This is a genomic window from Psychrobacter sp. 219-2-C, from assembly GCF_049560815.1.
GTDB classification, from domain to species: Bacteria; Pseudomonadota; Gammaproteobacteria; order Pseudomonadales; family Moraxellaceae; genus Psychrobacter; species Psychrobacter faecalis.
Genome location: NZ_CP186933.1, coordinates 1,289,864 through 1,306,097 on the forward strand (window position 1 = coordinate 1,289,864; position 16,234 = coordinate 1,306,097).

Genomic DNA, 16,234 nt, shown 5'->3' on the forward strand with positions numbered 1-16,234 from the left:
CTATTTGTAAAAGTCAGCTTTTTCCTCAGCTTACGATTAGCGTGAATTTAACCAGTGTAGCAGCTTTTCGTTAACGAGCAAAAAGTAAAAAAGACAGCGGATTAGGCTGTCTTTTTTTATTATACGGTCGATCTATAGCGCTAGATACTATTCAATATCAATTGTAATTTGGCCAAAGGATCTACTGCTTGGGTGATTGAGCGACCAATCACCAAATAATCAGAACCATCTGCTAATGCTTGCTTCGGTGTACAGATACGTTTTTGATCATCAGCATTGTCGTCTGGCAAGCGAATGCCCGGAGTGACAAGCTTAAAATCTTGCCCACATAACGCTTTAAGCGTTTTGGCCTCTTGTGCTGAGCATACTACCCCATCAAGACCCGCTTGCTTAGTCAGTTGTGCCAAACGGCTCACTTGGGCATCTAGACCATCAGTGATACCGGTTTGCGTCAGTGCCTGATTATCCATAGAAGTCAGCACAGTAACAGCTATTAGCAGGGTTTCAAAATTACCGTCTGACAAGCGCTGCTTGGCTAACGACATGGCCTCAAGGCCCGCGCTTGCATGCACATTGACCATCCATACACCAAGCTCGGCTGCTGCGAGTACCGCTTGGGCGGTGGTATTAGGAATGTCGTGAAATTTTAAGTCCAAAAACACGTCAAAATCACGCTGATGTAGCGCTTTAACAATGTCAGGACCACAGCGGGTAAACAGCTCTTTGCCTACTTTTAAGCGACATAACGCTGGGTCTAATTGGTCAGCTAGCGCTAAAGAGGCATTTTTAGTCATATTATCCAGTGCAACGACGACTGGAGAATCGATGATGTTATTCATAGTTGTGCCACGTTATATCAGTTTATTAAATGATTATTATTAAATGATTATATAAACGTCTCAATATAAGAATGCTGGCCTAGCACTCAATGCTCACGCTTTTGCTTGGTTAAAGTAGCACCATCGTCTACATCGCTAATGCTGCCGTCTTGTACATTGGTCGCTGTCGCACCATAAACCGCTTCTTGTACCGATGGTGCGTTTGCCTGACGGTCAATGACGATATTGGCCTGCGTCACCTGCTCTTGCAAATTGGTATTTAGCTTTTGTAGCCGTGAGATTTCCCACTTATTTTGTAGCACACGGAAGATAAGCAGCGCGAGTAACATGCCAATCACAATGCCGAGTATTAAGCACAGAATCAGTAATAAGCCCAAATTCATCGTTGGTGCTTGGGAAAAAAGTAGGTTCACCCCAACTTCGGTATTATTGGCCAATACCAAACCGAGCGAATAAGCGAAGCTTAGAAACAGTAATACCAGCAGTAAAATACGCATCAGAGATATCCTTTTATGTTGAATCGTATGAACCGTTTAACAAAGAACGCGACATTCTGACGGCTCTGCTTACCTAACCGTTTGCTACCTTGGCATTGACAGCTTCACGTAGCGCTTTGCCCGGCTTAAAGTGTGGAATGGCTTTTGCAGGTACGGGTACGCTTTCGCCTGTTTTAGGATTGCGTCCCATACGGGCACGGCGATGATGAAGACAAAAACTACCAAAGCCCCGCACCTCTACTCGACCATCATTGGCTAAGGTATCGGTCATCAAATTTAATATTTCGCGTACTGCATCATCGACGACAGTATCTGTCATGTTGTCACAATTCGCACTCAGATTACTAATAAATTCGGACTTGTTAATTGCTTGCTGCATTATCACATGGACCTTATTGATTAATGGATAAGATGATATGAAGTAAATGACCCGTTTAAGTCTGTTTAATTTAACATTCACATCTCGTTACTCAATGTTGCAAATGATAGCGGATATTGGCATAAATAGGAATAAGAGTTTCCTTTTTTACCATAAAACCTTACTAACTTGCCCCATACTCAAATTTAATCACAAAAAAAAGCGACCGGAGTCGCTTTCTTTTTATAGTATAACTATATCAACAAACTACCGCTTACTGCATTTGTTCTTTGATTAAGTCACCAATGGTTTTTGGCTGTGCATCAGAACCGGCAGCAGCAGTCGTACCAGTGCTTCCCAATTCTTTAATCGCTTGACGCTCTTCAGCTTCGTCTTTGGCTTTGATTGACAAGTTGATGTTACGAGTTTTGCGATCAACACTGATGATTTTCGCTTCAACATCATCACCAACAGATAGATGCTTGGTTGCATCTTCAACGCGATCACGTTGAATCTCAGAAGCACGTAAGTAAGCTTCTACTTCGTCAGCAAGTTCGATAGTCGCACCTTTCGCGTCTACTTCTTTTACTTTACCATTAACGATAGCACCGCGGTCATTGTTGACCAGGTATTCGTTAAATGGATCAGAGCTTAATTGTTTGATGCCTAAGCTGATACGGTTGGCTTCTGAATCTACAGACAATACCATTGCTTCAACGGTGTCGCCTTTGTTGTAGTTACGGATAGCTTCTTCGCCAGTTTCGTTCCAAGAGATATCAGACAGATGAACAAGACCATCGATACCACCGTCTAGACCGATAAAGATACCGAAATCAGTGATAGATTTGATCGTACCAGTGATTTTATCACCGCGCTCGTGTTTCTTATCAAACTCATCCCATGGGTTAGCAAGAGTTTGTTTAATACCTAAGCTGATACGGCGACGCTCTTCGTCGATATCAAGGATCATTACTTCAACTTCATCGCCCACTTGAACAACTTTTGATGGGTGGATGTTTTTGTTGGTATGATCCATCTCTGATACGTGTACTAGACCTTCGATACCTTCTGAGATTTCAGCGAAACAACCATAATCAGTTAGGTTAGTGACGCGTGCTTTAACCACACTACCTACTGGGTAAGTGCCGCCAACGTTATCCCAAGGATCCGTACCAAGTTGTTTTAGACCCAAGCTTACGCGATTGCGCTCACGGTCAAACTTCAATACTTTAACTTTTAGATCTTGACCAACTTCAACCACCTCAGATGGGTGCTTGATACGGCGCCACGCCATGTCAGTGATGTGTAGTAGACCATCAATACCACCAAGATCAACGAATGCACCGTAATCAGTTAGGTTTTTAACGATACCTTCGATCTCGATACCTTCTTCAAGCTTGTTCAATAGCTCTTCACGCTCAGCTGAGTTTTCAGCTTCCATAACAGCGCGGCGACTTACCACGACGTTGTTACGTTTTTGATCAAGTTTGATAACTTTAAATTCTAGCTCTTTGCCTTCTAGATGCGTGGTATCACGAATCGGACGGACGTCTACCAATGAACCTGGTAGGAACGCGCGAACTGAACCGATATCAACGGTAAAGCCGCCTTTTACTTTGCTAGAAATAATACCTTTAACGATCTCATCGTTATCAGAGATTTTCTCAAGGAAATTCCAAGTCTCAACGCGTTTGGCTTTTTCGCGTGACAGTAAGGTTTGACCCATACCGTTATCAACCGCTTCAACCACGACGTCAACTGTGTCGCCAACTTCAACTTCAAGTTCGCCTTCTTCGCTTAAAAACTCTTCACGAGCGACGATACCTTCAGATTTAAGACCAGTATCTACTGTGATCCAATCGCTATCGATGGCTACAACAGTACCGGTGATAACCGAGCCACGCTCGATATCAAGACCTGTTTCTTCGATGCTCGCTTCAAATAGTTCAGCAAATGATTCCATTATGTCTACCTTTGTATAGCCGTATCCTGTCCAGCACAGTACGGATCAAATGTATGACTGTATAAAACGAGAATACTGGTTTTATATCTTATGCAGTCATATAAAAAAACAGTTGTTGCTAATAAGCGATTTTGCGGCGAACTCACTAGCAACGACTGTCTTACTTATATTTATACAATTTTATACTAAAACGGAAGCCATAGGAAACCATTTAGTACTTAAAATGTTGTTTTTATTAACGATTAAAACAAACACCCTTATCTTGACAATGTTTTTTTACCAACTCATAAACCGCGTCAGCGTCTAGGTTTGAGCTATCTAAAACCAGTGCATCTTCAGCCGGTTTTGACGGTGCCGTTGCTCGGTTTTCATCACGCTCATCTCGCGCTTTAATCGTTGCCAGAATCGCATCGAAATCAGCCGCCTGCCCAGCTTTTAATAGCTGTGCCACGCGGCGCTCTGCGCGAGCGGTAGCGCTTGCGGTCAGATAGACCTTTACATCGGCATCGGGGAAAACTACCGTACCCATGTCGCGACCATCAGCGACCAATCCTGATTGGGTTGCCATGTCTTGCTGCAATTTAAGCAATGCTTGACGCACCTTTGGATAAACTGCAACTTGTGAAGCATAACCGCCAACGGTTTCATTGCGTACTTGCTCACCAATCTTAGCGCCATTGACAATGATATCCACGCGCCCTGAATCGCTATTAGGCTCAAAAACGATCTGTAAGCTTTGGGTCAACTCTAATAACGCAGTCTCATCAATCGCTTGGCTGGCATCTGCTGTAATCAGACCTGCTTCAAACGCTTTTAGACCAACAATGCGATATAACGCCCCTGAATCAAGCAGCTGATAGCCCAAGGTTTGCGCTAAACGCCACGTAATCGTGCCTTTACCTGCCCCACTTGGACCATCAATACAGATAACCGGATAGCGCAATGACGGCGTCTCACTATTGTCATTAGTATCAGGTATAAAAGCGGACATAACACTCACTTAATCGTCGGCAAAGCTGACATCGTGGTAAACAAAGAATTTCCCTGCGCTATCAAACGCTTGCACGGTAATAGACAGATTCGTAAGCAAATAGGGCGATAGTATAGCAAACATAACTCCCTATCACTAGCAGTGAGAACAATATCTTGTTAATCATTTGAAAGGTTTTTTTATCTTTTTTTTCGTTTGGACGCTTGCCGACGTTCACGAAAAAAAGCCTTTAGCATTTGACTGCTATGCTCACGGCACAAGCCTTTATGCACTTGAATACGATGATTATAAAAAGACTCGGCAGCCAAGTTCATTTGACTACCAACCATACCAGCCCTCGGCTCGCTTGCTGCATAGATAAGTCTATCGACGCGAGCATGAATCAGCGCGCCAATACACATAGTGCACGGCTCTAAAGTCACATATAACGTTGTCTGAAGCGGCAAGCGATAATTGTTTAAACGCCTGCAGGCATCCCTTAACGCGATAATCTCTGCATGCGCGGTTGCGTCATGGCGTCTAATAGGCTCATTAAAACCTTGACCTATAATCTGCTGATTGTGTACCAGTATTGCTCCTACGGGCACTTCTTCACGTGCAGCGCCTTGCTTAGCAAGATTAAGCGCTTGTTGCATCCAGTTGATATCTTCGACTGCCCAAAGTTCATCTGTAGCAAGTTGGTAGTTCATTGCCTGAAATGGCTGCAAGCTTATATTTTGTATATTTTTCATTTACTGTGGCAATTGCCAGTCAATCGGTTTTTGGCCATGTTGTATTAGATAATCATTGGTCTTAGAAAACGGCTTAGAACCAAAAAACCCGCCGCGGTTGGCAGCCAACGGCGATGGATGTACAGCGGTCAGAATCAGATGTTTATCGGTATTGATATATTTGCCCTTTTTCTGCGCTTTACTACCCCACAATATAAATACCGTATGCTCTGTTTGTTCATTGACCACGTCAATCACGGCGTCGGTAAACTGCTCCCAACCTTTATTTTGATGGCTGTTTGGCGTGCCTTCTTGTACCGTAAGCGAGCTGTTTAACAATAAAACGCCTTGCTGCGCCCAATAAGTCAGATCGCCATGTTTTGAAGGAGCGATTCCGATGTCACTCGCCATCTCTTTTAGCACATTATTTAAAGACGGCGGTTTCGGCATCGCTTTTGGTACTGAAAATGACAAACCCATCGCTTGCCCCGGTCCATGATAAGGGTCTTGACCCAGTATCACCACCTTCACCTGTGATAACGGCGTTAGATTTAACGCATTAAACATCAACGGCGCTGGCGGATAAATACTATCATCTGATTGATAGGCTTCTTTTAAAAAAGCGCGCAAATTATCCATATTATCAGAGATCAATTCTTCTGCTAAGGCTTGTTTCCAGTCGTCCGGTAAGCGCACATTGTCCAAAATGGCTTGCTTTTGGGCATCGCTCTTCGTAGATTTTTCATCGAACAATTCCATGATAGGTCCTTTTTTATTTTTTATAGGAGTATAAGAAATACGGTCATTCAATAAATTATAGCAATAAAAAAACGGCTACCATTGTAACCGTTTTTATAACACCGTAACCGTTGTTATTATATCAATAGTAAAAACTTAGCTAGCTAGTGACTCAGAATCTGGATGGGGCTCATGGGTTTCAACGACCGTTAAGATAATACGACTGTCGGCTGACCCTTTATCCGAAGATTTACCGCCATTTTTATCAAGCTTAACAGTATCACCGTCTTGCTCATTGGCTTCTTTGGGCTCTAAGCTTAAATGTACAATCCCGCCGTTTACCAAGTCGCCAAACAAAATCATACTTGCGAGTGGTTTTTTAATCTCGTCTTGAATAAGGCGCTGCATAGGACGCGCACCCATGAGGCGATCATAGCCTTTTTCCGCCAAGTAATCACGGACTTCATCGTCAATCTCGAGCGTGACTTGCTTGTCATCGAGCTGTACTTGTAGCTCAACCAAGAACTTATCGACCACAGAAACCACAACCGACGTATCTAACGCGTTGAACTGAATAATCGCATCCAAACGGTTACGGAACTCAGGCGTAAAGACACGTTTGAGCGCTTCGGTATTGTCACGGCTGTGGTCTTGTTGGGTAAAGCCCATCGAAGAGCGGCTGATACTTTCAGCGCCGACGTTGGTCGTCATAATGACGATCACTTGCTTAAAGATAGCCACGCGGCCGTTGTTGTCAGTCAACGTACCATGATCCATCACTTGTAATAACAAGTTAAAGACATCAGGGTGTGCTTTTTCGATTTCATCAAGTAATAACACGCAATGCGGATGCTGATTGATTTTTTCAGTCAGCAAACCGCCTTGGTCATAACCAACATAACCAGGAGGCGCACCAATCAGACGTGAAGCCGTATGCGCTTCCATGTACTCTGACATATCAAAGCGAACCAACTCAACACCCAATAAGTTTGCTAATTGACGTGATACTTCTGTTTTACCAACCCCGGTTGGACCAGCAAACATAAACGAGCCAATTGGTTTATCCGGCGCTTTTAGACCGGCACGCGACAGTTTAATGGCATCAGCCAAGGTTTCAATCGCTTCATCTTGACCAAATACTAAGTGTTTAAGATCACGATCTAAATGCTCAAGAATGCTCTTATCATCACTGGACACGGATTTGGGCGGAATACGCGCAAGCTTAGCAATGATGGCTTCGATATCAGCAACATCGATTTTTATCGGTGCGCGTTTGCCTTTAGATTTCTTAGACCCATTGGCTTTATCATTGGCTTTTGCCATATTTGCTTCTTCTTGCATTTCGTTAGCAGTGCTTGTTTCATCAAGGCTGTCATCGTCAGCATCACCCCCAAGACCTTCTTCATCGGCATCGATTTGTGCATCAAAGTCTTGTTCTAAATTGGCAATAAAGCTTTCTTCAGCGTCAATATCGTCCAAATCCGCGACGATGCCCAAACGCTTATAAGCACCCGCTTCATCGATAACATCGATGGCTTTATCGGGTAAAAAGCGCTCATGAATGTGTTTCGCCGATAATTGCACAGCAGTGACCAAGGCTTCGTCGGTATATTCGACGTTATGGAACTCTTCATAACGCGGTTTCAACCCACGTAAAATATCGATACTGTCATCGACACTTGGCTCTTTCACATCAATCTTTTGGAAACGGCGTGACAATGCATGATCTTTTTCAAACACCTGACGATACTCAGTAAAGGTTGTCGAACCAATACAGCGCAGCTCACCATTGGCAAGCGCTGGTTTGATTAAGTTTGAGACGTCCATATTGCTACTCATTGACGAGCCTGCGCCAATAATCATATGAATCTCATCGATAAACAAAATCGCATTGGGCTTTTTCTTTAACGCATCAAGTAGTGATTTCATCCGTTTTTCAAAATCACCGCGGTACTTAGTGCCAGCGATTAATGAGCCGATATCTAGGCCATAAATTACGCAGCCATTAAGCGGTTTTGGCGCTTTATCATTGATAATCAACCACGCCAAACCTTCAGCAATTGAAGTCTTACCCACGCCCGGCTCACCGACCAGTAGCGGGTTATTTTTACGACGGCGACATAGCACTTGTGCAGCACGCTCAATCTCAGGGCCACGACCAATGAGTGGGTCGGTTTTGCCTTCAGCGGCGCGTTGGTTTAAGTTGGTTGCAAATTCAACCAAAGGATCTTTACTGGTTTTTTCTGACGCACTACGGCGCTCACCTGTCATCGACGCACGTGGCTCAGATGGCTCGTCTTTGTCTTGACCATGTGATAAATACTGGGTCAGCTCAAGGCGGCTGATGCCTTGTTTTTTAAGCAAATAAACGGCATAGGTGTCATGCTCTGAAAACATCGATACCAAAATATCAGAACCTTCCACTAAACGCCCGCCACCAATAGACTGCACGTGGAAAATAGCACGCTGTAAAATGCGGTCAAAGCTTTGGGTTGGCTGTGGTGATTGTTCAGAATCTGCGTCCACGGTTGGCGTATGCTTATTAACATAAGCTTCTAGCTCACTACGCAACGTTGAGACATTGGCATTGCAAGCAGTCAACGTATTGGCAGCATTGGTATTTTCCAATAACGCCAATAGCAGATGTTCAACAGTGAGATACTCATGCGATTTTTGGCGCGCAAGTGTCATTGCTAAACGCAAAGAAACTTCAAGATGACGACTTAACATAAGGACTTCCTACGGTTGTACCTATCTTATTATTGATAGCTTTATGAATGAGTTAGTAACTAAATCAGGGCGATAGATGGATTGTTCAAGGGCAATGTTGGGATTATTAACAGACATTACTGCATATTATTGAATGATGTCTTCCATGGCTTGAGTACTATTTGCGTCTTACCTTTATCTCAACATGATACTTAACCATAGTCAATCTTTTAACGCTGACTAAAATGTATCGAAGTGTCCACTAGACCTTAATTGCGCAGTATTTATTGTGCAGTATTAAAGCGAAAAATAGGCGATAAAGTACTTCGAGCGGCTATTTTTAAAATTCACGGTTGAATATAACAGAGATAAAAGGTGCTAAAACGACATGGAAAAATGTGGGGTTTAATCCTATTAAGTGTACAAGGGTATACTTTAATATATGGGTGATATGAAAGAAAAATCAAGCAGGAAATACAAAGCTAGGAAGATTAATAAAAGAGAATTAAAGGAATGACAATAAATTTAAAAAGGCAGGAATCAAGTAGACAAATAGATTAGAGCAAACCATTGGCGAATACAGCAGGTTTGCTCTAGCCTGTTCTTGTAATAAATAAAAAGGTAAGAAATAGAGAAGTGATTAGAATCAACAGCACCTAGAGAAAACTTAAGACACAATAGGCTAAAAAATTATTCGCCCTGATGGGGCTCGATTTGAGTCAATAAAGGATAACCTTCGCGGTGCGCCAAGCTGTTGACTTTTTTGGCTTTGGTTTCAGCAATGTCTTTTGGATAAATACCGGCAATACCCTTGCTACTATTATGAATGGTCAGCATAATTTCAACCGCTGTATCCATACTATGACGAAACTCTGATTGCAGCACATAGACAACAAACTCCATCGGCGTGTAGTTATCGTTATACATGACCACTGCATACATCGGCGGTTTTGCCACTTCTGGCTCAGCGACCAATACATCGGCTTGCGGTGAAGTTTCGCCCTCGGTATCACTATCTTGCGCCAGACGCAGCGGCGTATTTGGGAAATGCCAATCAGCAACGGTTGGCGTTGAATGTAATATCGGTTGTTTTATCATAATTAGCGTACAAATTAATAGCGATGCTGTATCAGCATAAAGAGGATTAAAAAAGAGTAGCAGACCTGTCTAGCTATCACTTAGCATAAGACACGAAAGTATTAATACATTAAAAATCTAAAATTTAATAAAATAAAGTTCAATAAAATATCAAAAACTTAAGGCTCGATAGGGCTTTCATCAACTTCTGGCAAATCTAAAAGTGACAACGGCATGCTATCAACCTTATCACCAAGCTTCCAGTCGTATAATTGCTCCAATTCTTGTCCGCCAGCATTTAAGCTTAGTTTAACCTGCAAAGGTTTAAAGCCTGTTGGCATCATAAAGCGGCCACGAATACGCGTTATCCCATCGATGGTATAACTTGCCGGCTCAAGCGGCACTTCTACAAAGTCATTATCATTCAGTAAGGTTAAAGTAGGTTTTAAGCGCTTAGCTTTGCCGTCGCTGGCCAGCATAGCCACATCAAAGCCGTACTCAAAAGCGTTTTCAGGCAAAGGTTTGATTTTCGCCCCAAATATTTGTAAAGGCATACCGCCATTTTCGCTAACAAGCTCGGCATATACCTCATTAAGCTGGGCTAGTTGTTTATTTTCAACCGTCAATTCCTGTTGGTTTTCACGTAGCTCTTTTAAATTTGCCAAACTTATTTCTAACTCTTGCTTAGCAGTAGCTGCTTCATTGGTCGCAATTTTGCTACTAAGGCGTAAATCTTTTAGTTCTTGCGTGGCTTCTTTACTGGTAATTACCGCTTGCTGAGTTTCTGCCTGCATAGAATAATAGCCGCGCTGATAGCCAAGTTTATGGCCAAATGCGAGTCCAACTCCAGCGGTCACCAATACCGTCACCACGAATAATGCCAATACTAAGGTAGAAGCGCCTCGTTGCTTATTACTAATAAGCGGGCTATTTATCAGCGCATGACTCTGTTGATAATGAGAATAAGAGAGATGCGCATCGTGCCCCACATCATAGGAAACAGAGTCTTGGCACAATACTCGTGCAGGCTGTTGGCAAAGGCGTGGTGCACTCTTCAAACGCATTTAGACGATATCTCTTAACAATAAAGGCAGGTTATTATAGCGGAATTTATAATCAATACCTAGCACCATAAATATGTGGGATTTGTTAATGGCTAGACATCTGTTAAGGAACGATAGGGGCAAAGTCTAAGCCCATCGATTCATCGAAACCAAACATCACATTCATATTTTGCACGGCCTGCCCAGCAGCACCTTTCACCAAATTGTCTTGCACAACAATCACCGTCAGCTCAGCACGCGCATTGTCTTGGTGAATACCAATACGCAAACGATTACTGGCTCGCACGCTGCGCGTATCAGGATAAAGCCCCTTTGGCATCACATCGACAAACGGCTCTGCCGCATAGCTTGTCTCAAATACTTGCTGCCAATCGATAGCAGTGCCTGCTTCGGTAAGCTCTAAATGAATAGAACTCAGCATGCCGCGTATCATTGGCACCAGATGCGGTAAAAAACGGATACGATGGTCAAACTGGCTCTCTAACAATTGAGCAACGCCCTGCTCAATCTCTGGTAAATGCCGATGACCCTCGACGCTATACGCTTTAAAATTATCGGTGGTTTCCGCATAGTTAAGCGCAAGCTTCGCTTGCCGACCAGCACCGGAAACGCCAGATTTTGCATCGATAACGATACGCGACTCAACCAGCCTTTCGGCTTGCTGATTTTGCACATCGATAATAGGTTTTAAGCCCAAAATAGCGGTAGTTGGATAGCAGCCAGGGTTACCGACAACTAACGCATTGGCCAATTTTTCTCGATTGATTTCAGGTAAGCCATAAACGGCTGTCTTTAACAATTCAGGACAGGCATGCGCTTGCTGATACCAATGCTCAAAATCTGTTAATGACTGCAAGCGAAAATCCGCCGCCAAATCAATGACCTTGACGCCCGCTGCCGTTAACGCCTCAGCTTGCTTCATTGCCACGCCATGCGGGGTGGCAAAAAACACCACGTCGCATTTTTGTAAGGTAGCAAGTGTTTCATCGCCCAAGTCACTAAAGACGATATCTGAGATACCGCGTAAACTTGGAAATATCTCATCAGCGCGGGTGCCAGCTTCGCTACGCGAGGTTAGCAAATCAATAGACACTTCAGAATGGGCAGACAATAAGCGAATCAGCTCAATACCTGTATAGCCTGTGCCGCCGACAATCGCTGCTGAAATCATAAGATATTCCTTTTTCTTTTAATGCGTAAATATAAGCGCTATTACTAGCGCTTTTAAACGTTCATTTTTTAATAATTAACGATATTAAATTTTATAACTTAAATTTTATAATCATGTACCGCATCGATAAAGACTTTGGCATTATCAGGATTGACCCACTGGGTAATACCGTGACCTAAGTTTGCCACATAGCCGGTTTTTTCGCCACTGGCGTAAGCGCTATCGAGCATGGCCTTGACTTCAGCACGGATGGTTGCAGGCGAGCCGTACAAGGTTGCGGGGTCTAAATTACCCTGAATGGCTTTGCTGCTTTGTAGTTTTTTATGTTGTTTGGTCAATTGGCGCTGACTTTCTGTCAATACTTGACGGGCGCGATCAATAGGCATCGTCCAGTCTAAACCTAGCGCATCTGCCTCACTATCCGCTTGCACATCAAGCCACAATCCACCGCCTTTAGTAAATAGTACGACTGGGATTTCTGGATGACGTACCTTTAGCTCAGCGACAATACGCTTATTATAGGCATGCGAGAAATTCACAAACTGACGATGACCAAGCGCCCCGCCCCAGCTGTCAAATATCTGCAAAATTTGTGCGCCAGCAACCACTTGCGCATCCAAATAATCAATCACTGACGTTGCCAATTTATCTAATAATTGATGTAAAAACTCCGGATTGCTATATAAGAAACCTTTGGTATAGCGGTAATCTTTTGAGCTGCCGCCTTCAATCATGTAAGTCGCTAGCGTCCAAGGACTACCAGAAAAGCCGAATAACGGCACTTGTCCGTTTAGTGCTTTACGAATGCTCGTCACCGCGCGCATGACATAATCAAGCGAGTCATTCATATCGAGCACAGGTAATCTGTCTAAATCCGCTTGCGTACGAATCGGATGCTTAAACTTCGGACCCTCGCCTGTTTCAAAATATAGTCCTAGCCCCATGGCATCAGGAATGGTCAAAATATCACTGAATAAAATCGCGGCGTCCAACTCATAACGGCGCAGCGGCTGCAAAGTGACTTCGGTCGCACGCGCCGTATCTTTACATAGACTCATAAAATCACCGGCTTCAGCGCGGGTGGCTTTATATTCTGGTAAATAACGACCAGCTTGACGCATCATCCATACGGGCGTGGTATCTATGGGCTCAAAGCGGAGTGCTCGTAGCAATCTATCGTTTTTTAAAGGCGCAAAGTTCTGCTCAAGCGCATGGTTACTGTCTGAAGCACTCATGTACAACTCTCCAAAACAGCCCTATATTCAATAAAATAAATAACAGGGCAAGATAAAATAAGTGAAAGAAAAGATTAATAAACGCTTATAACGCATAGATAGCGGCATTTAATTCTAAAAAGCTTCATAATCATTTGATATCAGCTTCTTTATATTAAATGCCATTTACTATTAAGCTTTGACAACACCTACCGATTAAAGGGGTATAACTACACGGTTAACGCTAAATTGTCGCGATGTACCATGACCACGCGCTCTTCTTTGTTACCAAGAATTCTATCGAACTGCTCTGTACGCTCACGAGCCACACGGCAGGCGTCACGCGATGAGAAGTTTACTTGACCAACAGCGATACGCTCGCCCGTGTCTTGATTGACAATCTCAACCACATCACCTTCATCAAAATCACCGCGGACTTCGACGACGCCAACTGGCAATAAGCTCTTGTGATGTTCGACAACCGCTTTTGCAGCCCCAGCGTCTACAATGAGCGTGCCTGACATGCGCAAATGCGCCGCTAACCACTGTTTACGAGCAATGATTTTATCTTCGTCATTAGTGGTCAATAACGTACCAACGGCTTCGCCAGAAACCACGCGCGTGATGACATCGTCGATAGCGCCGCTCACGATAACCGTTGGACAACCACCCATGGCAGCCAAGCGTCCAGCACGAATTTTAGTCAGCATACCGCCACGACCAAGTTTGCCGCCGTCACCGGCGATATCAAATAAGTAATCGGCCATCGCCCGCTCTTGGCGAATCATTTTGGCATTCGGATTATTACGCGGATTATCAGTAAAGACGCCATCTTGATCGGTTAAGATAATGTATAAATCGGCATTGACCATTGCCGCTGCCATCGCGCCTAAGGTGTCATTATCACCGAATTTAATCTCATCAATGGTAATGGTATCGTTTTCATTAATCACGGGCAGCACACGCCATTCTAATAACTGCGTCAATGCTCCCGTGGTATTTAAATAGCGGCTACGGTTGGACAAATCATCGTGGGTCAATAACAACTGCGAGCTTTGAATACCATGCTGAATTAGTGCTGACCACCAAGTTTCAATCAAGCCCATCTGACCGATGGACGCACACGCTTGTAGCGCCGCCAGTTTTCTTGGGCGCTCGTCCAGATTCATCCGTACCACGCCTTCAGCAACAGCACCTGATGACACAAGTAATACTTCCACGCCTTGCTTATGCAGTTTGGCAATCTGCTTTGCCCATTCGTAAATGGCAGTTCGATCAAGCCCTCGTCCATTATTGGTTAATAGCGATGAGCCAATCTTGACAATAACGCGCCGAATATCAAAGTTGCGAGCTTGCTTAACAAACCTTGCTTCTTCTGTCGTGTTCTCTATGTCAACTACCATATAAACTCCTGTTGCTAGGGTAAATGAATTACGTGGATTATATTAAAACTGTACACACACCTATTTAAAAAACGAAACATTAACTTTTGCCAATTTAACCCTAAATATATTTAAAGTCAGATACATTTAAGCGCAGATATATTAGGGAACGTATACCACTTCGACGCCATCATCAAAATCGTCATCGTCGTCTAAAGTGGTACCTTCACGCGCTGCTTTACGAGCCGCACGATAGGCTTCACGCTGCGCTTCGGTATTCAAACGAACTTCTGCTTCTAAGCGCTCAAAACGCTCTTTTTGGGCTTCAGCAAAAATCGGATCTTCGAGTTCACGCTCGCGCTCGCGCTCGATCTCATTCATCAAATGGTACTTAATCGCATCAACGCCTTCGCCGGTCAAGGTTGCGGTACGAAATACCATACCTGTCCAGCCAAGCTCAGCCACGATATGAGTGCAAAGCTCATTTAAGTCTTCTTCGGCAACCTGGTCGATTTTATTTAGCACCAAAATCTGTGGCAAATTGGCCAATTCAGGTGAAAAACGCTCAAGCTCATTTAAAATCACGCGCGCGTTTTCTACTGGATCACTGCCATCGATCGGTTTTACATCAACCAAGTGTAACAGACGGCGTGTACGAGCGACATGCTTTAAAAAACGAATGCCAAGTCCTGCGCCTTCTGACGCGCCTTCGATTAAACCCGGAATATCTGCCATCACAAATGAGCGGTGACGACCGATATCAACCACGCCTAAGTTTGGCACTAATGTGGTAAAGGGATAATCGGCAACCTTAGGTTTGGCGGCAGATACCTGACGGATAAAGGTTGATTTACCCGCGTTAGGTAAACCAATCAGACCAACGTCAGCGACTACTTTTAGCTCAAACTTCAGCACCTTTAACTCGCCTTCAAAACCTGAAGTGGCTTTGCGCGGTGCTTGATTGGTTGAGCTTTTAAAATGGGTATTACCCAGACCGCCGTCGCCGCCTTTGGCAATCAGTAGCGTTTGACCAATTTCAATCAAATCGCCTAATACTTCGTCGGTTTCGGTATCAACCACGGTCGTACCAATAGGAACCGGCAAATAAATATCGTCAGAGCCTTTACCCGAACAGTTCTTACTATGACCGTTTTCACCGCGCATGGCGTCATAACGACGGGTATAACGGTAGTCAACTAAGGTGTTGGTATTGTCATCGGCAATGACATAGACATCGCCGCCCTTACCGCCATCGCCACCGTCAGGGCCACCGCGTGGGACATACTTTTCTCGGCGAAAACTGGCGATTCCGTTACCACCGTCACCTGCTTTTACCGTTACGACGGCTTCATCAATAAATCGCATCTTACGTTCCTTTATTTACCATCCAGCTTATCAACTGGCTACAGTCCACGACTGTATTTTAGGTGGTAGCTATATGTTTGGTAGTTATGAATAACTTAAAAAATATAAAATCTTCTTTAAAACGGTATTCGCTAAAATGTCATACCACGCTTAGCA

Annotated in this window: 14 protein-coding genes and 1 pseudogene; all 15 read right to left on the minus strand. The window is 43.9% G+C overall.

What is annotated here, in order from left to right; all coding sequences use genetic code 11:
- Positions 1–140: 140 nt before the first annotated feature.
- The 15 genes and pseudogenes from pyrF to cgtA all read right to left on the minus strand — a co-directional run bounded on the left by pyrF (position 141) and on the right by cgtA (position 16,078).
- Positions 141–839 carry an orotidine-5'-phosphate decarboxylase gene (gene pyrF, locus ACPEGP_RS05165; RefSeq protein ID WP_423814148.1) on the minus strand — a complete coding sequence of 233 codons (699 nt, stop codon included), beginning with the start codon at positions 837–839 and terminating at the stop codon, positions 141–143.
- Between the two features lie 86 nt (positions 840–925).
- Positions 926–1,336, minus strand: coding sequence for a lipopolysaccharide assembly protein LapA domain-containing protein (locus ACPEGP_RS05170; protein WP_286796549.1), 411 nt, complete (start codon positions 1,334–1,336; stop codon positions 926–928).
- A 73-nt stretch (positions 1,337–1,409) separates the two neighbouring features.
- Positions 1,410–1,715, minus strand: a complete 306-nt coding sequence (locus tag ACPEGP_RS05175) for an integration host factor subunit beta (protein WP_068404507.1) — start codon at positions 1,713–1,715, stop codon at positions 1,410–1,412.
- A gap of 253 nt (positions 1,716–1,968) precedes the next feature.
- Positions 1,969–3,657 (minus strand): 30S ribosomal protein S1, encoded by a 1,689-nt coding sequence (rpsA, locus tag ACPEGP_RS05180; RefSeq protein WP_068404509.1) that lies wholly within the window; start codon positions 3,655–3,657, stop codon positions 1,969–1,971.
- Between the two features lie 235 nt (positions 3,658–3,892).
- The gene (cmk, locus tag ACPEGP_RS05185; RefSeq protein WP_144296512.1) at positions 3,893–4,648 is read right to left on the minus strand and encodes a (d)CMP kinase; all 756 of its coding nucleotides are present in this window, start codon (positions 4,646–4,648) and stop codon (positions 3,893–3,895) included.
- A 179-nt stretch (positions 4,649–4,827) separates the two neighbouring features.
- Entirely contained in the window at positions 4,828–5,379 is a 552-nt protein-coding gene (gene tadA / locus ACPEGP_RS05190) for a tRNA adenosine(34) deaminase TadA (RefSeq protein ID WP_423814149.1), read from the minus strand.
- On the minus strand, positions 5,380–6,117 hold the full coding sequence (locus tag ACPEGP_RS05195) for a uracil-DNA glycosylase (protein ID WP_423814150.1): 738 nt from the start codon (positions 6,115–6,117) through the stop codon (positions 5,380–5,382).
- A 135-nt stretch (positions 6,118–6,252) separates the two neighbouring features.
- Positions 6,253–8,622 carry an AAA family ATPase gene (locus tag ACPEGP_RS05200; protein ID WP_423814248.1) on the minus strand — a complete coding sequence of 790 codons (2,370 nt, stop codon included), beginning with the start codon at positions 8,620–8,622 and terminating at the stop codon, positions 6,253–6,255.
- 78 nt (positions 8,623–8,700) lie between these two features.
- A pseudogene (locus ACPEGP_RS05205) lies at positions 8,701–8,826 on the minus strand (Clp protease N-terminal domain-containing protein); the annotation flags it as partial.
- 669 nt (positions 8,827–9,495) lie between these two features.
- A complete protein-coding gene (locus ACPEGP_RS05210) occupies positions 9,496–9,903 on the minus strand; it encodes an ATP-dependent Clp protease adaptor ClpS (RefSeq protein WP_423814151.1) in 408 nt (135 codons plus the stop codon).
- 158 nt (positions 9,904–10,061) lie between these two features.
- The gene (locus ACPEGP_RS05215) at positions 10,062–10,946 is read right to left on the minus strand and encodes a hypothetical protein (RefSeq protein ID WP_423814152.1); all 885 of its coding nucleotides are present in this window, start codon (positions 10,944–10,946) and stop codon (positions 10,062–10,064) included.
- 103 nt (positions 10,947–11,049) lie between these two features.
- Positions 11,050–12,117, minus strand: a complete 1,068-nt coding sequence (gene argC / locus ACPEGP_RS05220) for an N-acetyl-gamma-glutamyl-phosphate reductase (RefSeq protein ID WP_423814153.1) — start codon at positions 12,115–12,117, stop codon at positions 11,050–11,052.
- Between the two features lie 98 nt (positions 12,118–12,215).
- On the minus strand, positions 12,216–13,352 hold the full coding sequence (gene hemE, locus ACPEGP_RS05225; RefSeq protein ID WP_144296519.1) for a uroporphyrinogen decarboxylase: 1,137 nt from the start codon (positions 13,350–13,352) through the stop codon (positions 12,216–12,218).
- Between the two features lie 209 nt (positions 13,353–13,561).
- The gene (gene proB, locus ACPEGP_RS05230) at positions 13,562–14,734 is read right to left on the minus strand and encodes a glutamate 5-kinase (RefSeq protein ID WP_144296520.1); all 1,173 of its coding nucleotides are present in this window, start codon (positions 14,732–14,734) and stop codon (positions 13,562–13,564) included.
- A gap of 141 nt (positions 14,735–14,875) precedes the next feature.
- The gene (gene cgtA / locus ACPEGP_RS05235) at positions 14,876–16,078 is read right to left on the minus strand and encodes an Obg family GTPase CgtA (protein ID WP_144296521.1); all 1,203 of its coding nucleotides are present in this window, start codon (positions 16,076–16,078) and stop codon (positions 14,876–14,878) included.
- Positions 16,079–16,234 lie beyond the last annotated feature (156 nt).